We start from the raw sequence: 22576 nt of genomic DNA, 5'->3' as shown, positions 1-22576 counted from the left end.
TTAGCCAACCGTACCTATAATTCGTATTTGTTTGTTATCAGGAATTTCCTGATAAGATAAAACATGTAAGTTATTTGAAATATTACGCACAAAACGTGCCAGAACCGATCTTATGCTTGGTTGTACTACTAAAACTGCCAACTCCTGCTTGGCTTGTTGTTGTGCTGCCAATTGAACCAAAGACTGTTGTATTTTATCGGCCATCCCTGGTTCAAAGCTTATCCCTTGTCCGCCGCTACTTTGAACTGTACTTTGCAATAACTGTTCCAATTCAGGTTTTAGGGTGATGATTGGTAATTCTTGATTCAATCCACTAATTTTTTGAGTTATCAATCGAGATAGAGACACACGCACCTGACTAATTAAGTATTCAGTATCTTTGGATTTAGGAGCTGCCTCAGCCAAGGTTTCAACAATCGTTCTGATATCAGTCAGGGGAATATGTTCTACCAATAAACCTTGTAGTACTTTGCTGACAGCACCTAAAGGTAAAGCATCAGGAACAAGTTCTTTTACTAATTTTGGTGAGGTACCAGCTAATTTATCAAGTAATTGTTGCGTTTCTTCATAACCTAATAATTGATAACTATTTTCTTCAAGAATCTGGCTTAAATGAGTCGCAACAACTGTAGAGGCATCCACAACGGTGTAACCGAAGGTATGTGCATGTTCTTTTTGATTTTCGTTAATCCAGACAGCATCTAAACCAAACGCAGGATCTTTAGTAGGCTGCCCATCCAGCTCTCCAAACACTTGTCCCGGATTAATGGCCAACCATTTGTCATTAAAAATAGCAGCCTCCCCCATTACAACGCCTGCAAGACTAATACGATAATGGTTGGGTTTTAGATCAAGGTTATCCCGAATATGCACAGTTGGGATAAGGAAACCTAGTTCTTGTGATATTTTTTTACGTACGCCTTTGATGCGAGAGAGTAAAACCCCACCCTGTGAACTATCAACCATTGGAATAAGTCTATAACCGACTTCCAATCCAATGACATCAACTGGATTTACATCATCCCAGGACAATTCATTAGTGGCAGATTCAGTACTGGCATTAACTCTCGATTCAGCAATTTTCTCCTCTTTGGTCTTTTGTTTATGCTGCTTAATTAACATGTAAGCCATTCCCCCTAAACCGGCCGCCAAAATCAAAAAGGCGATATGAGGCATTCCTGGTATTAATCCAATAATCCCAATAATCGCTGCGGCAATGATTAATGAACGTGGATTACCAAACACTTGGTTAACTACCGCATTGCTCATATTCTGCGCACTGGAAACACGGGTTACCATGATAGCTGCTGCTGTGGACAGAATTAAAGAAGGTACTTGTGCAACCAAGCCATCACCTATCGTTAACAGAATATAATTATGTAATGCATCGCTTAAACTCATGTCATGTTGGACTACACCAATCACTAAGCCGCCAATGATATTAATTAATAAAATTAAAATACCGGCAATTGCATCACCACGAACAAACTTACTCGCACCATCCATTGAACCATAAAAATCCGCTTCTTGAGCGACTTCGGCCCGTCTTTTGATAGCCTGTTCCTGATTAATTAATCCAGCATTAAGATCAGCATCGATAGCCATTTGTTTTCCAGGTAAAGAATCTAACGTAAAACGCGCACTCACTTCAGACACACGTCCGGCACCTTTCGTGACTACCACAAAATTAATAACTACCAAAATAATAAAAACAACCAGCCCCACCGTATAATTACCACCAATAACCACTTCACCAAATGATTGAATCACTTGCCCAGCCGCATCAGTACCCGTATGACCATGGAGTAGAACAACACGAGTAGAAGCAACGTTAAGAGATAGTCGTAATAAAGTGGCAAGTAAAATAACCGTAGGAAAAACCGCAAAATCAAGTGGCCTGTCACTATAGATAACCGCCAACAAAACGATCAAAGATAAAGCAATATTAAACGTAAAGAGAATGTCCAGGAAAAATGCCGGTAAAGGCAATATCATCATACTTAACATAATGATAAGCATCAGCGGGGTACCTAAACCCTGATGCATCCATTGACGCATGATTTGTAATATCGCATTCATTATGCGCTCTCCTCAGACTCACGTTTTAACTCATCAGGTATTGGCAGAGTTTGTAAGAACTCTGGATGTTTATCATAGTGTTGTTTATCTTTGAGTTGAAAAATATAGGCAAGTACCTGTGCAACAGCGACGTATAACCCACGAGGAATTTCTGCATTTAATTCTGTGGAAAAATAAATAGCTCGTGTTAAAGACGGAACTGCCAACAAGGGGACATTATGTGCTTGAGCAACCCGGTTAATTTGCAGAGCAATTAAATCCTTTCCTTTAGCAATAACAACGGGTGCACGATTACCATTTTTTTTATAACTAAGAGCCACAGCATAATGAGTAGGGTTTGTAAGTACCACATCTGCTTTCGGCACTTCGTTCATCATCCTTTTTCTTGCCATTTCCAGCTGCACTCTACGGATGTGACTTTTAACCTCTGGTTTCCCTTCCGTTTCCTTATATTCATCTTTTAATTCTTGCTTGGTCATTTTTAACTGCTTATTGTGTTCATGCCATTGGAAAGGCACATCCACTGCAGCAATAAGAATAAGACTGGCGCTGATTATCAAAAAGGATTGCACCACAGACCACAAACCACTATTTACAGCATTTGCCAAAGAAAAATCGGATAAACTTAGTAAAAATGGAATTTGCCATTGCAGCACCATAATGGCTACAGCTGCAACAAGCAAAAATTTCACGAATGCCTTAGCCATCTCCACGAACCCCTTAAGAGAAAAAATGCGCTTTAGCCCTTTTAAGAAACTTAAACGTGAAAATTTCGGTTGTAACACCTCAAGACTGAAAACCCAGCCTCCCATCAGCAATGGGGCGCAAATAGAGAGTACTAAAACGACAGCCAACAAAGGCAAGACAGCCCAAAAACCATCGTGGATTAAAATATGCAAATGCTGCGGTAATGCCAAAGGTATTTTTAAAATCTCGCTATTAAAGTCAAAAGCTTGACGCATCATTTGCATAAGCTGTATGGCAATATAATGTCCCAAGAAAAGGAAGACCCCACCGGAAAATAATAGCAGTAAGGTCGCATTGAAATCCTTCGAACGCGCGACTTGCCCTTTTTCCCTGGCTTCCTTAAGTCGCTTGGGCGAGGGCTGTTCTGTTTTTTCCTGTGATTGTTCTTCTTCTGCCATTAGTGTAAGAGTCCCATAATTAATTGCATTCCTTGTTCAAGACTATCTGCAATTTGTGAAGAAACACCCGGCAAACTAATGTGTATAATGACCATCCCCATCAATAATGTGATTGGAAAACCCATCGAAAAAATATTAAGTTGAGGAGCTACTCTTGTCATTATCCCAAATGCCAAATTGACAATAAGCAAGGCCAGGATGGCAGGCAAAGCGACTAACACGGCTTCTTTAAACATCCAACCAGAAAATGTCAAAATACTACCCAAAGCTGATAAGCTAATATCTACATTTCCTATCGGCATTTCACGAAAACTACTAAGTAACGCGTTTAATACTGCCAAATGCCCATTTAAACTTAGGAAGATTAAACTTATCATCATCAAATAAAATTGGCTCAACAGAGGAACACTGGCTTTACTTGCCGGATCAACCATGATGGCAAAACCAAGACCAGCCTGCATCGCAATAATTTGTCCACCAAGAATAAAAACCTGAAATACCAGTTGCAAAATAAAGCCCATTAAGATACCAAGCAGTATTTCATAAACTACAAAAGCAATATAATGACCATCAAAATGCAACAAAGATAAACTATCAGCAATGGCTGGTGCGCATAAAAAAGCTAAAGTCATCGAAAAAACAATACGTATTCTTACCGGCACAAGCACTGAAGAAATTAGCGGCATCGTAAGAAACAAACTGCTTATTCGCGGTAAGGGCCAAACGATCTTGCTAAATAGGTTAATCATCTCTGAATAATTGATGTTCATGTTTAACCTATTAGATAAGGGATATTACTAATTAAAGAATCCGTATAATTAATAATCGTCTTTAATAGCCAGGGACCCGCAAACACCAGGACTAAAAAGGTAATTAATAACTTGGGTATAAAGCTTAAACTCATTTCATTGATTTGAGTCGCTGCTTGAAACATTGCAACCAACAATCCTACAATTAGCCCCGGTGTGATTAATACTGCCAGCATAAGAATCATGACATAGACTCCCTCACTAAATAGTGATAACACTGTTTCAGGTGTCATTATTCCTCCCTAGCTTGCAAAACTTGATGCAAGTGATCCCAGCACCAATGTCCAACCATCTACCATCACAAATAACATAATTTTAAAAGGCAAAGAAATAATTAATGGCGATAACATCATCATTCCCATTGCCATCAAAACACTTGCAACAACCAAATCAATAATTAAAAAAGGCAAAAATAGAATAAAACCAATTTGAAACGCTGTTTTTAATTCGCTGGTAACAAAAGCAGGTATCAAAACACTCATGGGGACATCCGCTAACGTTTTATAGTTATCCTGGCTAAATTTCTCAAATAGCGATAAATCATTCTTACGAGTTTGATTGAGCATGAAATTTCGTAAAGGGGTTTGTGCATTTTGCATTGCCTGAGGAAACTCTATCTGGTCTGCCAGATAAGGCTGCAAAGCCTGCTGATTAATTTGATTAAATATTGGAGACATCACAAAAAATGTTAGAAAGAGCGCAATACCAATCAAAATCTGATTAGTAGGCGTTTGAGCCATACCAATTGCCTGACGCAAAATCGATAACACTATAATGATGCGAGTAAAAGCAGTCATTGCCATCAGTAATCCTGGCAAAACGCTAAGCAAGGTCATGAAGATGAGAATTTGTAAATTCACGCTATATGTTTGGCCACCATCAGGAGCTCCCGACACTGTTACCGCCGGCAAAGAAGTTGTACCAGCTTCAACAAGCCATGGGAAACCAAGCAAAAATATTGCACATAAAAGAATAATAATTTTTTTCATTTTTTTAAGACTTTCCGAGAGCTGTTTTGAGAAAATCCTTAAAGGAAGTTTTAGTATCTAACAAAAAGCCCGTCGGTAACTCTTCACCAAAATCATGAAGAGTAATGATACTTCCTGAGGTTACACCTAGAAGTAAAAAGCGATTTCCTATATTTACTAACATTATCTTTTCTCTTGTCCCTAAGCTCATGCTCGCCATCACCTTAAATCCATTTGTATTACCCAAACCAGCACTATTGAGACGTCGCAACAGCCATGATAAAAAAACAATAACACCTACGACTAATAACAATCCTCCCATTACTCGTAAAAGTTCACCGTTATTTATCGATGACGTACTACTAGTTTTGCTATTGGCCCACGTTGTAACCGGAAATAAAACCCAAACCCAATAAAACCTGTTTCTCATCGTAAACGCTTAATCCTTTCTGTTTTACTTACAATATCCGTTAATCGCACGCCAAATTTGTCATTTACAACAACAACTTCTCCATGAGCAACTAAAGTTCCGTTGACTAATACATCTAAGGGTTCACCCGCTAACCGGTCTAATGCGACAATCCCTCCCTGATTAAGTTGCAACAAGTTGCGAATTGTCATTTTAGTACGCCCAATCTCCACAGTCACTCCCACAGGGATATCTAAAATTACTTCCATTTTTTCGACATCATTATCCTGTGACGCAGTATTTGGTTGTGCCCCTCCCTCTGCAGGTGCCGGCTCCGTTTGATTACTCATTCAACTCCCCTAATAACTTATTTTTTTTATAATTTTTACCGCTCTTTTTTCGTTAGCACTACCCATGGTTGCCGTAAATCCAGGAGTACCTTCGATGTCCAAAGTCACTTCCTCATTTCTTTCCATAGGAATAAATTCACCGATTTGCCACTCCATCACTTTACCTAATGTGCTACTCGTTTTTGCCATAACCGAACTCACAGTAAGCTCAACATCCATAAGCTCTTCTTTTAATGACATAACCCAGTTTGGATCAATTTCATCATCCGGTCTTGCCGCCCCCAACTCTAATTGTTGTTTAATGGGTTCAACCATCGTATAAGGAATAACAAAGGAAAAAGACCCCATCTCTTTGCCAAAATCAAGATTAAAACGACTGACTAAAAGTAATTCATTAGGTTCACCAATATGGACTAACTGTGGATTCGTTTCATCGCCGACTTTAAGTGCCTCAAGTTTAATAATGGGTGCCCATGCCTGTTCGATGTTGTGAACTAGCTTTTCAATAATAATTTCCATCACCCTAAGTTCTGTAGCTGTAAAGTCCGTTCTGGTTTTTTGTGCTAAAAATTGAGAGCTGCCACCAAAATAGTAGTCAACCAAGTCGTAGACAAATGTGCTATCAAATAAAATTAAAGCTTTTCCTCGTAATGGTTTAAAGCGACGAATGGTCATTAGCGTTGGGTTAGGTAAACTGCTAAGGAATTCTCGATGTTTAACGATAGACAAGGCTTCTTGCTTAATCTGCAGATCTTTTGCCATTAACTGATAAATATCATTTGCAAAAAACCGGGCTGCTCTATCATGGATTTTATCTAATACAGGTAATTCACCACGAACGACTCGTTCCTGACTTGAAAAATTAAGTACCTGAACATCTTCTTCACGTGAGTGATTAGCATTTGATAAGTCATTTGCATCTGAAGTGGGGCTACCATCTTGTTTGATAGATTCATCCTCATCTACTGTATTTAGTAAAGCATCAATTTCTTCCTGAGACAAAACTTCTTTTTCCGCCATAAATTTCCTGTAAGCTTTTTTAAATCGCTATTTTTAACCCTACTTATCAAACACAGATGGCACAAGCAAACGACGTGCCAAAATCGCTAATTTTTTTAGTGAGAAAATAATCATTTTATAATCATATACCTTATTTGTCTTCTACATAAGAAGAGGTTTCTTAACATTCAATAGCGGAGACTCACTTTGCATCCAAAACAAACTATATGTCTAAATATGGATATTAATTTCGAGGAAGTCTCATTTCGTTTATAGCAAAAACGTGCCAAACTTATACTTGACTGCCTTGAGAATTCCTAAGAGGTGAATTTCTTCGCAACGATGCTTCACTCCTCTGTAACTCTGTGCTTCTGTATCTTTTCATCTTGCACTCAGGTTTCGAAAGAAGTCTATTAATAATGGATGACGGTAACTCATGCTTAGTAAAACTAAAACATTGTCAAATTTCAGTAACTCTGTAAACACCAGCGCCGACTGTTTGCGTCCCGATAATGAAGCACAGATTCCTGACATTTTTAATTACTCACCAGGACTATTGGCACGTGGCAACGGTTCCAGCTATGGAGATTGTTGCGTCAATCATCAAGGGATTATTGTTGAGACAACCCGGTTGAATCATTTTATATCATTTGACCCAACCTCTGCGGTTTTAATTGCCCAAGGGGGGGTCAGTTTTGCTGATCTTTTTACCATAAGCCCAAATCATATTCCTCCTGTCATACCTGGAACTTTACGGGCAACAATCGCGGGTGGAATTGCCAATGACATCCACGGCAAAAATAATCACCAAGCCGGCAGTTTTGGTCAACACATCGCCTGGATAGAGTTGCAGCTCAAAAATGAATCCTATCTTTGCAGCCCCAAAAAAAATCGAGAATTGTTTTTTGCCACCATTGGCGGACTTGGCTTAACGGGAATTATTAAACGCGTCGCTATTAATATGCGTAAAGCCTCCCCTTTCGTCTCTGTAGAAACTGAAAAGTATTCGGAATTAGAGCCTCTACTCCACCGCATGGAACATTATGGAACTCAATATGATTATCAAGTTGCGTGGGTCGATCTTCTTAATGACAAGAGAAATGCCCTATTGTCATTGGCTAATCACACAGAAGCTCGTAACGCAAAATCACGTTACCATTTAACAATTCCCAAGCTACCATTTCGTTTAGTAAACACATGGAATATGCGATTATTTAACCGACTCTATTTCAACAGTTATCAAATTAAAAACAAAATATTACCCCTTTCCTATTTTAATAATCCTCTTGATGCCATCCAGCACTGGAATCGTTTGTATGGAAAACAAGGCTTACTTCAATTTCAGGCGGTTTTTGACAAAGATACTGCCTGCGGAACCATTCAACAACTTCTTGGCTTAATTAACGCAGCACAGGCCACTCCAACCCTAGCTGTTTTGAAGTATTTTACTCAAGCAGGTTGCGGGCTCTTGTCTTTTAGCCAACCTGGATTTACTTTAGCAATTGATTTTATTAATAATGCACAAGCCCAATCAGCAATTCGAGCGATGAATGAATATATTACAAATCAGCATGGCAAAAGCTATTTAGCAAAAGACTTGTTCTTGACTGCAGATCAATTTTGTCGGCAATATCCTAACCATGATGAATTTGTTGATGTATTAACGCACTATAAAAGTCCTATGTGTTCGGATCTTAGTAAACGTTTAGGGATTACCTCATGACAGCAGCCAGAACCTGGCTTATTTTAGGCGCCACCTCAATTATTGCTGAAGAATTTGCTCATTTGGCAGCGCAGGCTAATAATAATTTAATCCTCGTAGGTCGTGATAGGCCGCAGCTTGAGATTATAGCAGCGAATATTCGTCTACGTTATCCAATTAACTGTGAGGTATTTTTTACTGATTTTTCTGCAGACTTGCGTAACTTACTCGATCTTTTGCAGCGAAAATCTTCTCCTGAGCTTGCTTTGTTTATTGCCCATAGCGCTATTCTGCAAAACGATGAGCTTAATCTGATGGCAATTGAAGAAATGATTCATACCAATGTTTTAAGCACATTGCAATTAATCAATACCTATTTAAAAAAACCACAGTCAAATCATCGATTAATTTTTTTAAGTTCTGTAGCGGCCTGTCGAGGAAGAAGCAAAAACAGTCTCTATGGTGGCACTAAAGCAGCAATTGAAATTTACCTTGAGGGGCTACAACAAAGTGCAAAAAGGAATCTGCGCATAACCATTGCAAGATTAGGGTTTATTGATACAGCTCAAACCTATGGCGCCCCAGGCATTTTTTATGCTTCGTCTCCTAAAGCTTGTGCTAAAGCTTGTTGGCGAGCCTCAAAAGCAGGGAAGCGCTGGATCTATCACCCTTTTTTCTGGCGTTATATTATGGCCATTATTACCCGTTTACCCTTTTTCATCTATAAAAGAATGAAATTCTAAGGTGTCATTAATTCCTCTAACGTACATCCAATAAAACAATCTGGCAGCTTAACTTAAACATTGGATGACTTTGATGAATGGGTTGCCCGTCTGCACGGGCATGACCGATTTTTTGTCCCGGCAAAACCATTTCTTAACACAACTTATGATACCTCTACCTCGGCTACCGGATAATTCTTATTGGTGGCAAGATTGTATGTATTATTCCAAAGAACTGTAAAACATAAATAATTAGAACAATTAAAACCACGAGATTAAGTAGTGTTTTTATGGCAGAAGGCATAGGTATTAAAACGTTAACAATCCACAAAGCCACACCAAAAACAATAATAATCGCTAATAGATTTAAGAGGTCGCTCATAGATATTCCCTATCGGTAGCTTCTTTATTAGTGTAGTACAAAAATTATTAATAACTATTTAAAAATACTGATTATCCAATTTGTTAATTATTCATCTGCGAGCAAAATAATAAAAAAAATGCCCATTATTCTTGGGCATTTTCTTAAAAGAAAACAATCCTGATGAAATATTAATCCCATTCCATGTAATTATCTGCATTATCTGGATTGACCCACACTCGATCAGGATTTACCCATGGTCTATTTGGATTTGGATTAAGGTTAGGTTTATTTTGAGGTTTATGTTTTTTGATCATTGGTTTGCGGTTTTCCGCCAGCATTTTTACATGATTTTCGCCTGAATTTTTTAAGGCTTCTTCCAGGCTTATAAAGGTAAAACCATTCTGTTTATAAAGATTAATGATATCTGGCAAAACATAAGCATTGAGCAGGTTAGCATGAATTAGTAAAATTTGAGGCTGCTCCGGTTTATTCGCCAGACGATTATGCTCTTCCGCTTTTAACGTTTGTTGCCATATAAAATCGATATAACAGCGCTTTAAAACGTCTAAAAAACCTCTTCTTTCTTTTTCTGGAACTCCATAGAGAATTTGATTGAACAGAAAGTCTTTACTGTCAATAGTAACGGGGGCAATTTGATAGTTTTTTGCGTTAAGGAAATGAAGAACCTCTTCTTTTTTATTTCCCTGACTCATTGCTAAATAGGGATAACGGAAATACTTAGGCTCTGTCATAACTGGCAAAAGGATCTTATCAGCAGCAGCAATCTCATGAATATAGGTTTCCGTGTTGACTCGATTTAAATTCACATGTGAATACGTATGATTACCTAAACCTAAGCCAGCATCATGAAACTTTTGCAACATTTTCATATTTTTGGGGGTAACTTCTTTGGCTATAACAAACCCTGTAGCTGGTACTTCTTTATTTTTGAGCGTGTTAATAATCATATTCAAATGAAAATTTTGGCTTTCACCAACAAAAGGTAAATCATCAATAGTGATTGCAATTTCTCGTTTTTGAGCGAAACCCAAATTGGATAAAACTAGCAATAAAAATGATACAACTAAAAATTGTTTTTTAATCAATGGAATTCTCATCAGAAATTACGCGTTGAGGCTTACTTATTTTTAACAGTGAACTAGAGTAACCGTTCACTTGAATTATACATTCGGAAAAGCAAGAATTTAAACCTGCACAAATAATACCACATTATACAATAATTACCCAGCATGAATTTTTAAAGTCCTTTCTTACAGCGAATAATAGCTTTTTTAACCCACAGCAAATAGTTTAATAAATTCGTCTATTCTTCTTTTTTATTTTTTATATCAGTCCGTAATAAATCTCTAATTTCGATTAAGATAGCTTCCTCTTTAGTAAGCGTTTCAGGTTCTTCTTCGCGCTTGCTTTGTAACATATTAATAAATTTGATGGCAACAAAAATTGCAAAGGCAATAATCGTAAAATCGATTATTGTTTGCAAAAAAGCGCCCCACTTCACAACAGCTGCGCCAATTTTAAAGGCTTTGTTGCTAATATCAATGCCTCCCATCAAAAGTCCAATAAGTGGCATAACAATTCCATCGACAAGTGAAGAAACAATTTTGCCAAAAGCAGCACCAATTACTACTGCAACGGCCAAATCCATGACATTGCCACGCATAGCAAATTGCTTAAATTCACTCCAGAAACTCATGAATGCCTCCTGCTTAGATAGAATCATTGGGCAATTTAGCTATCATTAAATTGCCCGTGGATGCCGTGTTAAGTATTCAGATTACCCACAGCAGCCAGAGTCTCCGCAGCCATTGGAATTGTACGCGACTCATCACAACCACTACCTTCCAAACGAAAGACACTATGGAGAGCTCGCACCCCTTCATCAAGTAAAGCCGTATCAATTAATACGGAGATCTTAATTTCTGAAGTGGCGATTAATTGAATATTAATTCCCTTAGATGCTAATGTCTTAAACATGATTGAAGCAATTTCAGGATGACTTTTAAGTCCAGCGCCTACCAGAGATAGTTTTGCAAGACTGGTTACCCCGACTACTCCTTCAGCATTCAAGTTTTTTGCGATCTTGCGCAACTGTTTTAAAGTAACCTGATATTCATCACGATGAACAGTAAAAGTAAAGTCAGTCTTATCATGAGCCGAGAGATGCTGAACTATCATATCAACGTTGACACCAATAGCACTGATCTCTGCCAGGATGCCTGAAGCAACACCAGGCGCGTCTGGCACACCAGATATCGTTAGTTTTGCTTCATTTCGGCTAAAAGCAATTCCTGTGACCAGGGGAGCTTCCATACTATTTTTTTGTTGATAGGTGATGAGAGTACCAGGCCCTTCCTGTGATGAGGATAAAACTCGTAGCGGAATATTATATTTGCCCGCAAATTCGACAGCTCGAATTTGTAATACCTTCGCACCTAAACTTGATAATTCAAGCATTTCTTCAAAAGTAATTTGCTCTAGACGTTTAGCATGAGGAACGATTCTTGGATCAGTTGTATAGACACCATCAACATCAGTATAAATCTGACACTCATCCGCATTTAAGGCTGCAGCAATAGCGACCGCCGTTGTATCAGAACCTCCACGCCCCAAGGTTGTGATGTTTCCTTCATTGTCGACACCCTGGAATCCAGCAATCACCACTACGGTATCTTGCTCTATATCATTAAGTATGGGCTGAGTGTCAATAGCTTGAATACGAGCTTTCTTAAACTGGCTGCAAGTCTGAATTCTAGCTTGTGCTCCAGTATAAGAACGCGCTCTAATCCCGCGGTTAATTAAAGCCATCGCCATTAGCGCCATGGATACTTGTTCACCAGTCGAAACCAGTGCTGCATACTCCCGTTCATCCGGGTATTCACTAATATTATTGGCTAATCCAATAAGTTTATCTGTTTCACCACTCATTGCAGAAACAATGACTACTACACTATGTCCTGCTTGTTTTGCCTTTGCCACTATATCAGCCGCATGGTTGATGTGTCCAAGCGTAGCTAGCGACGTTCCCCCGAATTTTTGCACTAATAATGCCATTTCAGCGCCCCGTCTTTTTCTTGTTAACCCGCGTGCTCAGTGATCATTGTTTTAATCTGTGAAATCTTTGCTTCCAGATCGTCCGGAACACGTCCTCCACCTTGAGCCATGTCTTCTCTGCCGCCACCTTTGCCACATAAATGCTTAACTAATTCTGCTGCAGAGGGTACTCGACCTAAAAGACTTTTGCTCACTCCTGCAACAACATTCATCTTGTCCTGATCAATAGCAAACAACACAATAACGGCATTCTCAAGGCTAGATTTCAACTGATCCAATGTGGTCCTTAGTGCTTGACTATCTCTGTTATCCAATTGCTTAACAAGTAAATTAATGTCCTTTAATGTCTGCACTTCCGATAGCAAATCAGTACTGGATTTTGCAGTTAACTTCGCCTCTAAACGCGTTAGTTCTTTTTCTTGTTGCTTTGCATCATGCAAAAATTGTGACAATTTCTCAGACACTTTTGCAGTAGAAGTTTTAAGTTTGGCGGCAACGGTTTCTAAATTATCTAATTGTTGATTTACCCAATCCACGGCATAGGCTCCTGTGACTAGTTCAATACGTCTTACTCCGCTGGCAACGCCGTATTCAGCAACAATCTTAAATAGCCCGATATCACCAGTACGTGAAGCATGTGTACCCCCACACAATTCTTTTGAAAAATCGCCCATTGAGAGTACACGCACCGAATCACTGTATTTTTCGCCGAACAATGCCACAGCACCGCTCTTTTTTGCCGACTCAATATCCATTAACTCCGTAACAACCTGCTCATTAGCACGAATTTTGTCATTAACTAAAGCTTCTAATTGGTGCAATTGATTAGGTGTGAGTGCCTCAAAATGAGAAAAATCAAAACGGGCACGTTCAGCATCCACTAAAGAACCTTTTTGTTGCACATGCGAACCAACAATAACTTTTAAAGCGGCATGCAACAAATGTGTGGCCGTATGATTTAATCGTATTGCCTGCCGTCTGACAGCATCGATTTGGGCTGTTACATCATCATTAACATGCAATTCACCGGTTAGCAACTGGCCATAATGAACAATAGCTTGTCCTGTCCGCTGTGTATCTTCCACTTGGAATACTATCTTATCTCGGATTAATTGGCCGCGATCGCCCACTTGTCCACCACTTTCAGCGTAAAATGGTGTGTTATCAAGAATAATTGCTCCTTTTGCACCCGCTGTTAGTTGATCGACTTTTGCTCCATCACAAAGAATCGCAGTTATTTGGGCTTGTAAGCTAATTTTTTCATAACCATGAAATGATGAGGATTCCTCAAGCTGTGCAGATACAGAGTAATCTGTTGTAAACTGGCTAGCCGCTTGTGACAATTGTCGTTGCTGCTGCATGTGCTGTTCAAAACCCTCCAGATCAACAGAAAGATTTTGCTCGCGCGCTATATCAGCTGTTAAATCCAAGGGGAAACCATAGGTATCGTAAAGTTTAAATGCGATATCACCCGGAATTTCTTTTGTTTTTAAGTTTTGAATCTGCTCTTGTAAGAGGCGCAACCCTTGATCAAGAGTTCGTGCAAATTGATTTTCTTCTTGAGTTAGAACACGTTCTATCTGTGCTTGATTTCTAATTAGCTCAGGATAGGCATCTCCCATGACATCAATCAATGGTTTGACTAATTGGTTAAAGAAAGGTGTAGGCAAACCTAATTTATTACCGTGACGCACGGCACGACGAATAATACGGCGAAGCACATAACCTCTCCCTTCATTGCCTGGCATCACACCATCAGCAATTAAGAAAGAACAGGCGCGAATATGATCAGCAATTACTTTTAATGATGGATGTTTGGCATCGATACCTGGTACAAGTTCACATATCGCGCGTATTAAATGCTGGAAGCTATCAATATCGTAATTGTTATGAACACCCTGAACAACAGCAGCAATCCGCTCAAGCCCCATTCCTGTATCCACGGAAGGCTTCGGTAAGGGATGTAAGTTACCCTCTTTATCGCGATTAAATTGCATGAACACAAGATTCCAAATCTCGATATAGCGATCCCCGTCTGCATCCGGGCTGCCAGGAGGTCCACCGGCAATATCTGGCCCATGATCGTAAAAAATTTCCGTACATGGCCCACAGGGTCCAGTATCTCCCATTGACCAAAAGTTATCTTTTTCCCCGCAACGAGAAAAACGTTTAGGAGAAACACCCATTTCATTTAGCCAGATATCAGCAGCTTCATCGTCTTCTGTGTAAACAGTTACCCAGAGGCGCTCAATCGGCAATTTCAACACGACTGTTAAAAATTCCCAAGCATAACGAATTGCTTCGCGTTTAAAATAATCACCAAAACTAAAATTACCAAGCATTTCAAAAAATGTATGATGTCTTGCCGTATAGCCCACATTTTCTAAATCATTATGCTTTCCCCCTGCACGAACACAGCGCTGTGAACTAACAGCTCGCGTATAGGGTCGCGTCTCTAAACCGAGAAATATATCTTTAAATTGGACCATCCCTGCATTGGTAAATAATAACGTGGGATCGTTTCCTGGGACTAGAGAGCTTGAATCAACAACTTGATGCCCTCTCTCAGCAAAATAATTAATAAATGCTTGTCTAATTTCTGAACTTTTCATGATTTTATCATTCATAATTTATCATTTAGCCTCGAGCCAGTTTGAATATTGCGCTCATATATTACCGAACTTATATAACATTCCTACAGAAAAACTTTTGCTTCTGCAGGGACATTAACCCTACCTCGAATAAATAGTCATTTCTAACATCGCCCATCATTGCCATAGCAACTCAAAAAGCATACTTGTTTGTATAACATTCGTTTTTTCATTCCCCCGCGGGCCGAAATCTATCTAGCAAGAACGGTCAGAGTTTAATACAGAAATGGATTCTCGCTCGCTCGGGAAAGACAAAATATGACCAGTTTTATACATAATTACTGTTTTAATCTTTTCAACCACGATAATCTTGCTCTAATTGCAAAAAAATAGTCCTAATTTTCCTTCACTACTTTTGCAATAATGTCGGTAGGAAAGCCACGGTATAATAAAAAACGCTGACCTTTTTGTAGCTCTACATAAGACAATGGGTTTTGTTTTTTATATTTTTTATCCCAAACAGCTTGTGCATAGTTAAGCCAATTATCTTGTTCAAGCGCAAGAACTGCATCAATTATTTCACGAGCTATTTGTTTTACTTGCAATTCCTGCAAGATTTTCAAAGGACCACAACCCTGACGAATACGTACGGTACATACCGATTCAACAAAACGTACATCACTTTGCAAACCAAGACTCTGGCATTTTACTATCGCTTCATTTATTTCCGTGTGACTATAACCTTTTTGCGCCAATTTATCTCTTAACTCTCGGGCACCATGCTCGCGCCTGGCAAGCAGGCGCAGTGCACAGTCAAACGCTTTAGTCATCGATACCCTCTAGGGCCTCTTCTACATCATCACTAACTGGTAATTTCTTCACTAATAACTCAGCTCTGATTTGCTGTTCCAGCGTTTGAGCTATTTGTGGATTTTCTTTCAAGTATAAGCGAACATTATCCTTGCCTTGACCTATCTTTTCTTGATTATAGCTATACCAAGCGCCAGATTTTTCAATGAGCCCTAATTGTGCGCCCAAATTGATGATTTCACTTTCTCTGGAGATACCTTCATTATAAAGAATATCAAAATCAGTCGTTTTGAAAGGTGGTGCAACCTTGTTCTTAACAACCTTGACTCGTGTCTCACTACCTAAAATTTCATCACCCTTTTTAATTGAGCCTACACGGCGAATATCCAGACGAACGGAGGCGTAAAACTTAAGCGCATTACCACCCGTTGTTGTTTCAGGGTTACCGAACATGACACCAATTTTCATACGGATTTGGTTAATGAAAATTACCAGGGTATTCGAACGTTTAATGTTTGCCGTTAGTTTACGTAGAGCTTGAGACATCAAGCGTGCCTGCAGACCAACATGAGCATCCCCCATTTCGCCTTCAATTTCCGCTTTCGGTGTCAATGCAGCAACAGAGTCGACAATAATCACGTCTACTGCCGCTGAGCGAACAAGCATGTCTGTAATCTCTAATGCCTGCTCTCCAGTATCAGGTTGAGATACTAATAATTCATCAACATTAACCCCAAGTTTAGCTGCATAACTTGGATCAAGAGCATGTTCTGCATCCACAAATGCGGCAGTACCACCCTTTTTCTGACATTCCGCAATAACTTGCAAGGTTAGGGTTGTTTTACCTGATGATTCAGGACCATAAATTTCAACAATTCTTCCCTTCGGTAATCCACCAATGCCAAGAGCAATATCTAAACCTAACGAGCCCGTTGAAATTGCTTCAATATCACGTTGAGCTTGATTATCGCCCATACGCATAACAGAGCCTTTACCAAATTGGCGTTCAATTTGAGCGAGGGCCGCACTTAATGCTTTTTGTTTATTGTCTTCCATTTTTCACCCACGATTGTGCAAAGGGCAAATTATCACACAGATATGAGCCTGCAGCAAACATAGACTTAGGATACGTCTTGAGCTAACAAGGACTGAATTGAAGAGGATTTTATATCTTCTTGAAAGATATGGACTCTAGTAAAGAAAACACGCCTTCTAAAGCACGACTACAAGCCAATTGGCGCACTTTCTTGCGCGATGCATTGGAAAAATAACAACGATGACTTGTTGCAGCTAAATTACGCATAGCCCACGCAAAACAAACAGTACCCACAGGTTTTTCATCACTACCACCATTAGGACCAGCAATGCCTGTTACAGCTAAAGAGAGATCGGCCTCACTATATTCCAAAGCACCTAAGGCCATTGCTTCCGCAACTTGCTCACTGACTGCTCCGTACAATTGAATTAATTCAGGTTTAATTCCCAACATTTCTTCTTTTGCCAGATTACTGTAGGTTACAAAACCTCGCTCAAACCAATGAGAGCTCCCTGGTAGCTCTGTTAGCAAACCTGCTATCAATCCTCCAGTACAAGATTCAGCTGTCGCGATTTGCAAATGCATTGCGCGTAAAGTGCTAGTTACTTTACGTACCAAAACCGCCAACTCACTCATAATACTCACCAACTAAGGTTAAAAAAAACCCCGCAATAGCGGGGTTTATAAGTAAAGCTGAATTACTGACCTGTGGTTTGATCGGTCTTAGTAGTATCAGTTGTAGTATCTGCAGGCTTGTTTTGATCCTGTTGCTCTACAGTAGTTGTAGCATTATTCTCAGCTTTTTTTTCCGCACTTTCACCACAAGCAGAAAGTAGTACTGCCATAAATGCGGTTACAGCTAGAAGAGCCAGACGTTTCATAATCATTCTCCGTAGTTGATCATAGGTTTTTAAACTTCCCTCCATTAGTCTAGCAAAAATTTGCCTTAAGTGAAGGACTTACGAAATATTGATGCAAATAAACTTTTACCCCGCTCAATTTAAGGGCTATAACATCATTTTTTTTTCAATTTTTAAACACCGATATCAATTCTGGATGAAATTATGAAATTAATTTACTCAAAATAAGATTTCATTAAAACACTTATGTATACCTTAATGCTGGGTAAACACAGTTAATTTTTAATTACAAAAGCTCATCGTTGCTGCATAAAAGTGCGCAGCATAGGTATTTTAACTCACTTCGTTTATCTGATCATGCAAGTATAGTTGTTTTTAATATTGCCTTAATTTTAATCAACTAAAATTTAGGCTAAGACCTGCAATAGAAAATACATATTATGCCAAGTGATAGTGAAGTAATACTTCGTGGTAAGGAGCTCGGTAGCGCGTTTAAATTTGCATTTGCATCATTTTTGACTAACCCCACAAATGAAATCAATCGTGATTGCTTAGCTCGAATTGCTGGAGAAATCTGTAGTTACGCTGGTCAAACTACAAGGAGTATAGCAGCTGACGACTTTATAGGTCCCATCGTAGACCTCTTGGCAGAGCAATTCCCTAAGTCATTAAAGCTTAGTACCCAAACATTTCATCATCTGGATACATTTACCAGCAGCCTACCTGAGGAAGAGGAACGAGAAAAAAGAATTGGATTCCATGCTTTAAGTATCATGAAAAATATATATATCTCAAAAATGCGAGTTCCAGTTGCTGAAGAGCGAGTCTGGGTTCAGCTACTATTATTGCAACGAACCATAGCAACACTCACTCCAACAAAGCAACAAACTCTTCAAGAAAACTATCAAAGACTCCATGATTTGATTGAAACACATTTTAACTTACCGATAGCAGAGCAAAAGACAAACGCCAAGCAATTTCATTCTGACGTCAAAGTAATTTGTGCCGACATACGCAATCACTTCGCATCTAATGTATCAATTATAAAAAGTTTAGTAAATTTACTGCATGCTCTAGGTGAGTTAATTGCCTTTTATAGTACCTATTTATTAACTAAAACTAATGATAGAGATACTTTTTTTGCGAATGCGGCCAGTAAACAAATAGCAAAGCTTAATGAACAGGTAAATTCACAAGGAGATAACAAATCTGAAACGTCTCCTGTTGTGGACGAGCCAGAAGATGGCGACCCTGAAGTGGGAGATCTAGACGAAAAGCCGTATAATATGGTTTAGTTATTATCAGCTAACAATCACCAGAACCTTACCGACTCTGCCCCTAATGTTCCCTCGAGGGCAGAGCAACAATGTCTCCTGGCCCTAATTGATTTTCTATATTCCCACCAAAAGCATAAACTTTTCCATCTTCAGAGATACAAAATGAAGTACCCCATCCCCGTAAAAATATTAGTAATTTTTATTTTGTCGAAAGCTGTAATTAACTGAGGGTATCTTGATAGTCACGATGTTGCAAACCCAACCCACCCAAGTTATTTTTTCCCCAGCTATAAACTTGGCCATTATCTATTAACACAAGGATATGAGAGTCCCTAAAGCAAGTTTGACAATTTTTTATTTTCTAACCACAGTTTGCGATTTCAACAATATCTAATTCAACTTTCTGCCATAGTTGCGACGTCGTGTTTTTAATGGATAGACCAAAGTTTTGAGCAACCTCGCTTTTAACGCCTGTAAATTGCTCAGCATTTTTACCCCATGCATACCATCCTTTTGGCGCAGAAAAATAAAAATTCACTCCCTCTCCGGCAATGAGTTTTTGTCCTTTAAAGCTAGATTTCATTTAAAATTCCAGCATATTAGTTGATATTATTGCGCAAAATAATATCAATGAATTTTTATTTCTCCATGGGAGATTACCCAGATATCACGTAGAGGTAGAGAAAAAATACGAGGTAGACAATTAAAATAAGTCCATTCAAAAAATCTAAACAATTGTATCTTGCACCCAACAAATGTATAATATAAACTCACAAAGTATTTTTTTGAATCAAATGACTTTTATTTTTAATAATTTTCCAAATCCATGTCTATTTTCTCAGCGACATTTTCGTATTTCTTACTCTCTTTTACCCGCGATTAGAAAACTAATATCAAACTGTAGCCATACTAAAGAATTAAATGTACTTAGCGTCGCTTGTGGTACTGCTTTAGAGGTATCTACTCTCGAACTATTGGCTCGTTCCAGGGGAAATAAATTTAATTATTTTGGCTGTGACATTGACGAAAGTGACTTAAAGTTCAATAGGCGGCTTTTGAGAAAAACAGCGCCCCATGTTAATCAAACCTATCTTCATTCTGATATGGCTAGTGCTCCTCCAATACCATTAATTTCAGAAGCTAATTGTATTCTTTGGCGCCATCCAGAATTTTTAAGCGATCATTCTGAGGTATCTAAAAAATTGATCCTGGATATGTGTCAAATTTTATGGAATATTCTAAAAAATAAAGCTCAACCTACTCCTATTTTAATTACTTGCTATGATCCGCATGAGATGATGCTGGTTTTAGAACTTCTTCACCAATTCTGCAAAGATGACCTTAAATATAATTTAAACATAGATAAACAAAATGGACGCGCATCCTGGCAAAATCCAATTATTGACCCCGAAGACTTAGATCCTTTATTTAATATAAATCATCAAGATCAATGCCAATTATTAATTACCCATTGTCAGCCTAAAAATCTTGAGATTAATGAGAACCTGTTTATTTCAGCATTAGCTAAGGCTTTTCAAAGTATTCTGACAAAATCAGAAGAGCAACCATCAACTCTTTTAAAAAATTTAGAAAATCCTACTCTAGATGTTTTGAGGGAGAGCACTATATATATGAATAACCAAATTCGAGAATCTGCCAAACCTTTTCTTAAAAGAGAGGAGTTATGTTCGCAACTTATGGACTATTATGCGCAATCTGAAGAGGTACAGCTATTAAATTATTAATCCCGGAGTTGGCACCAGTTTATCCTAGGCTCTCAATAACCATTAAACTAACTTTAAAGAAAGATTTTTTTGTATAAAAATGGATTCAAGTTCCTACCCACGGGGGACCGCTAACTCAAAATCATTTTGGGCTAAGTTGTCGTCGCCCATCCATTGCAATATTCTAATACTATACTCAATTTGATCAAAATCGAGTGGCGCTTTCTTTTCATGTCGCATATAACAAGGCGCAGGATTCTGCGACAATATTGAAAAAGTCCTTAATGGAGTTGCGTAAACACGCGAATAGACATCATGGGGATATATCAGCGCAGTATATTTAAGCGCCAATGGCCCATAACTACGAATAAGATAAGAATCTATTGATTTTATTCCATAAAGCCTGGTAGGCCCGAAAGGATAGAGCTCTGGAGATTCGCTCCACTCTTCAATGGTGAAGTAGTCATTTCTCGACAGATTGTACATTCGGTCTTCACCATAACTAATAACTTGCTTCTCTCCTTTTTTTCTCCAGGCGCCAGGAAAAATATCAATAAATGGTTTACCAATCTCTTCTAAAGGAGAGCCCGCCATACCTTTTGGACTATCTGCATAAAAACACTGCCAACCACCAGTCCATGCTTGTTTTTTAATAGAAATACCCGTTTCATTAGCAAAAGTACCATTATCTATTAAAGTTTTAAACGCCTCTATACTATCAGGATGAAGCATCAAATCCATGTCATCATCATTTCGAATAACTCCGCCTTCCCTTTTAGCGCCAAGCGCCGTACCACAACAGATTCTATAGTCAATCTTATGTTTGATAAAAAACTTATGGAGCAAATCTGCCATTGAATAGAGATGGGCAGCTTCTGTTTTATCTAAAAAATTTATTGAAGAATCAACCGGATTAGTTAAAAAAGAGCTCGCAGCAAGCTCAGGCGAATACCATGCTACAAAAATGCCAAACACAACACCCATGAACAGCCGCATATATTCCACAGCATCGACAAGTAATGATTGTGTATTACCCATGGCAAACTCACCTGTTCGTATAGATTCTATAATGGTGTCTATCATGCGACAGATATCTGACAGTAACTTGGATAGGAGACTCAATGCTGAAGAAAGCGGAATACCTGAAGCAACCAAACGTGATAATAATGGGTTTTTAATCCCATTAATCATTTTACAATATTTATAGCTGCATTCTTTTCCAAAAATTTCTATCTCAGGATATCGCTTGAGTTTATTTAAAATTTGACCTGACAATCGCGAATTATTGCGAGGAAAATCTGAGACAATTGAATCCATTTTTTATTCAAGAAAGACTTTTATTTTACTTGGCGAGCATCATTTTAACAAAAACTTAGAATGAATCTCAAGCGATGAGAGGTTTTCCTGACCAGAATAAGGCTGCATCCACCCACGTCATCCCGAGCGCAGCGAGGGATCTCCATAATATGAATCGCAGCCATTAACGCAAAAAAGTCGACCTAATGAAAAATGAAAACGTGACAGCTAAAAAATTAAGCGACAGGACAAACATTTCTTCTTGTATAATTTTACAGTGATTGGTTTTCTATAGAGTGACTCCAATCCACTCTATAGAATGCCGAACTATTCAAGCTAATAATTTTGCTCTAACTATAA

24 protein-coding genes are annotated in these 22576 nt (G+C 38.6%); 4 read left to right on the top strand and 20 right to left on the bottom strand.

Annotation, left to right across the window (positions count from 1 at the left end):
- Genes flhA through fliM form a run of 8 tightly spaced genes read right to left on the bottom strand, consistent with a single transcriptional unit; the run spans position 1 to position 6780 of the window.
- Positions 1 to 2079 (bottom strand): flagellar biosynthesis protein FlhA, encoded by a 2079-nt coding sequence (gene flhA, locus PXX05_RS02935; protein ID WP_275089563.1) that lies wholly within the window; start codon positions 2077 to 2079, stop codon positions 1 to 3.
- Positions 2079 to 3224 carry a flagellar biosynthesis protein FlhB gene (gene flhB / locus PXX05_RS02930; protein ID WP_275089562.1) on the bottom strand — a complete coding sequence of 382 codons (1146 nt, stop codon included), beginning with the start codon at positions 3222 to 3224 and terminating at the stop codon, positions 2079 to 2081. Before flhB ends, flhA begins: the two co-directional genes overlap by 1 nt.
- Complete coding sequence (gene fliR / locus PXX05_RS02925) at positions 3224 to 3994, bottom strand: flagellar biosynthetic protein FliR (protein ID WP_275089561.1); 771 nt, start codon at positions 3992 to 3994, stop codon at positions 3224 to 3226. Before fliR ends, flhB begins: the two co-directional genes overlap by 1 nt.
- 2 nt (positions 3995 to 3996) lie before the next feature.
- Complete coding sequence (gene fliQ, locus PXX05_RS02920) at positions 3997 to 4266, bottom strand: flagellar biosynthesis protein FliQ (protein ID WP_275089559.1); 270 nt, start codon at positions 4264 to 4266, stop codon at positions 3997 to 3999.
- A gap of 9 nt (positions 4267 to 4275) precedes the next feature.
- Positions 4276 to 5022, bottom strand: coding sequence for a flagellar type III secretion system pore protein FliP (gene fliP / locus PXX05_RS02915; protein WP_275089558.1), 747 nt, complete (start codon positions 5020 to 5022; stop codon positions 4276 to 4278).
- 4 nt (positions 5023 to 5026) lie between these two features.
- Entirely contained in the window at positions 5027 to 5431 is a 405-nt protein-coding gene (gene fliO, locus PXX05_RS02910) for a flagellar biosynthetic protein FliO (protein ID WP_275089557.1), read from the bottom strand.
- The gene (gene fliN / locus PXX05_RS02905; RefSeq protein ID WP_275089556.1) at positions 5428 to 5760 is read right to left on the bottom strand and encodes a flagellar motor switch protein FliN; all 333 of its coding nucleotides are present in this window, start codon (positions 5758 to 5760) and stop codon (positions 5428 to 5430) included. Before fliN ends, fliO begins: the two co-directional genes overlap by 4 nt.
- A gap of 9 nt (positions 5761 to 5769) precedes the next feature.
- Positions 5770 to 6780 (bottom strand): flagellar motor switch protein FliM, encoded by a 1011-nt coding sequence (gene fliM / locus PXX05_RS02900; protein ID WP_275089555.1) that lies wholly within the window; start codon positions 6778 to 6780, stop codon positions 5770 to 5772.
- 415 nt (positions 6781 to 7195) lie between these two features.
- Between fliM and PXX05_RS02895 the strand changes: the two genes are divergently transcribed.
- Both PXX05_RS02895 and PXX05_RS02890 read left to right on the top strand, forming a co-directional pair.
- Positions 7196 to 8482 carry an FAD-binding oxidoreductase gene (locus tag PXX05_RS02895; protein ID WP_275089554.1) on the top strand — a complete coding sequence of 429 codons (1287 nt, stop codon included), beginning with the start codon at positions 7196 to 7198 and terminating at the stop codon, positions 8480 to 8482.
- Positions 8479 to 9204, top strand: a complete 726-nt coding sequence (locus PXX05_RS02890) for an SDR family NAD(P)-dependent oxidoreductase (RefSeq protein WP_275089553.1) — start codon at positions 8479 to 8481, stop codon at positions 9202 to 9204. Before PXX05_RS02895 ends, PXX05_RS02890 begins: the two co-directional genes overlap by 4 nt.
- Positions 9205 to 9367: 163 nt before the next feature.
- Here PXX05_RS02890 and PXX05_RS02885 read toward each other — a convergent pair whose 3' ends face one another.
- The 9 genes from PXX05_RS02885 to PXX05_RS02845 form a co-directional block, all read right to left on the bottom strand.
- Positions 9368 to 9565: a Thivi_2564 family membrane protein gene (locus tag PXX05_RS02885; RefSeq protein ID WP_275089552.1), complete on the bottom strand. Its 198-nt coding sequence runs from the start codon at positions 9563 to 9565 to the stop codon at positions 9368 to 9370.
- Positions 9566 to 9735: 170 nt separating this feature from the next.
- Positions 9736 to 10665, bottom strand: a complete 930-nt coding sequence (locus tag PXX05_RS02880) for a polysaccharide deacetylase family protein (protein ID WP_275089551.1) — start codon at positions 10663 to 10665, stop codon at positions 9736 to 9738.
- Between the two features lie 206 nt (positions 10666 to 10871).
- On the bottom strand, positions 10872 to 11264 hold the full coding sequence (gene mscL, locus PXX05_RS02875; RefSeq protein WP_275089550.1) for a large-conductance mechanosensitive channel protein MscL: 393 nt from the start codon (positions 11262 to 11264) through the stop codon (positions 10872 to 10874).
- 68 nt (positions 11265 to 11332) lie between these two features.
- Positions 11333 to 12622 carry an aspartate kinase gene (locus PXX05_RS02870; protein ID WP_275089549.1) on the bottom strand — a complete coding sequence of 430 codons (1290 nt, stop codon included), beginning with the start codon at positions 12620 to 12622 and terminating at the stop codon, positions 11333 to 11335.
- A gap of 23 nt (positions 12623 to 12645) precedes the next feature.
- Positions 12646 to 15234 (bottom strand): alanine--tRNA ligase, encoded by a 2589-nt coding sequence (alaS, locus tag PXX05_RS02865; protein WP_275089548.1) that lies wholly within the window; start codon positions 15232 to 15234, stop codon positions 12646 to 12648.
- Between the two features lie 374 nt (positions 15235 to 15608).
- A complete protein-coding gene (gene recX, locus PXX05_RS02860; protein WP_275089547.1) occupies positions 15609 to 16043 on the bottom strand; it encodes a recombination regulator RecX in 435 nt (144 codons plus the stop codon).
- Entirely contained in the window at positions 16036 to 17079 is a 1044-nt protein-coding gene (gene recA / locus PXX05_RS02855) for a recombinase RecA (RefSeq protein WP_275089546.1), read from the bottom strand. The genes recX and recA overlap by 8 nt, the downstream gene beginning before the upstream one ends.
- A gap of 109 nt (positions 17080 to 17188) precedes the next feature.
- Complete coding sequence (locus PXX05_RS02850; RefSeq protein WP_275089545.1) at positions 17189 to 17695, bottom strand: CinA family protein; 507 nt, start codon at positions 17693 to 17695, stop codon at positions 17189 to 17191.
- Positions 17696 to 17757: 62 nt separating this feature from the next.
- The gene (locus tag PXX05_RS02845) at positions 17758 to 17940 is read right to left on the bottom strand and encodes a hypothetical protein (protein ID WP_275089544.1); all 183 of its coding nucleotides are present in this window, start codon (positions 17938 to 17940) and stop codon (positions 17758 to 17760) included.
- A 419-nt stretch (positions 17941 to 18359) separates the two neighbouring features.
- Between PXX05_RS02845 and PXX05_RS02840 the strand changes: the two genes are divergently transcribed.
- Positions 18360 to 19214, top strand: a complete 855-nt coding sequence (locus PXX05_RS02840) for a hypothetical protein (protein WP_275089543.1) — start codon at positions 18360 to 18362, stop codon at positions 19212 to 19214.
- Positions 19215 to 19416: 202 nt separating this feature from the next.
- On the opposite strand, the gene PXX05_RS15125 is transcribed toward PXX05_RS02840, so the two are convergent.
- A complete protein-coding gene (locus tag PXX05_RS15125; protein WP_420844617.1) occupies positions 19417 to 19512 on the bottom strand; it encodes an RCC1-like domain-containing protein in 96 nt (31 codons plus the stop codon).
- Positions 19513 to 19557: 45 nt separating this feature from the next.
- Positions 19558 to 19779, bottom strand: coding sequence for a hypothetical protein (locus tag PXX05_RS02835; RefSeq protein WP_275089542.1), 222 nt, complete (start codon positions 19777 to 19779; stop codon positions 19558 to 19560).
- Positions 19780 to 19990: 211 nt separating this feature from the next.
- On the opposite strand from PXX05_RS02835, the gene PXX05_RS02830 reads away from it, so the two are divergent.
- Positions 19991 to 20941, top strand: a complete 951-nt coding sequence (locus PXX05_RS02830) for a hypothetical protein (protein WP_275089541.1) — start codon at positions 19991 to 19993, stop codon at positions 20939 to 20941.
- 93 nt (positions 20942 to 21034) lie between these two features.
- Here PXX05_RS02830 and PXX05_RS02825 read toward each other — a convergent pair whose 3' ends face one another.
- Complete coding sequence (locus PXX05_RS02825) at positions 21035 to 22195, bottom strand: LicD family protein (RefSeq protein ID WP_275089540.1); 1161 nt, start codon at positions 22193 to 22195, stop codon at positions 21035 to 21037.
- Between the last annotated feature and the right edge of the window lie 381 nt (positions 22196 to 22576).

The organism is Legionella cardiaca, from assembly GCF_029026145.1.
In the GTDB taxonomy this organism is placed as follows: Bacteria; Pseudomonadota; Gammaproteobacteria; order Legionellales; family Legionellaceae; genus Tatlockia; species Tatlockia cardiaca.
This window is presented reverse-complemented; position numbering and strand designations above follow the sequence as displayed.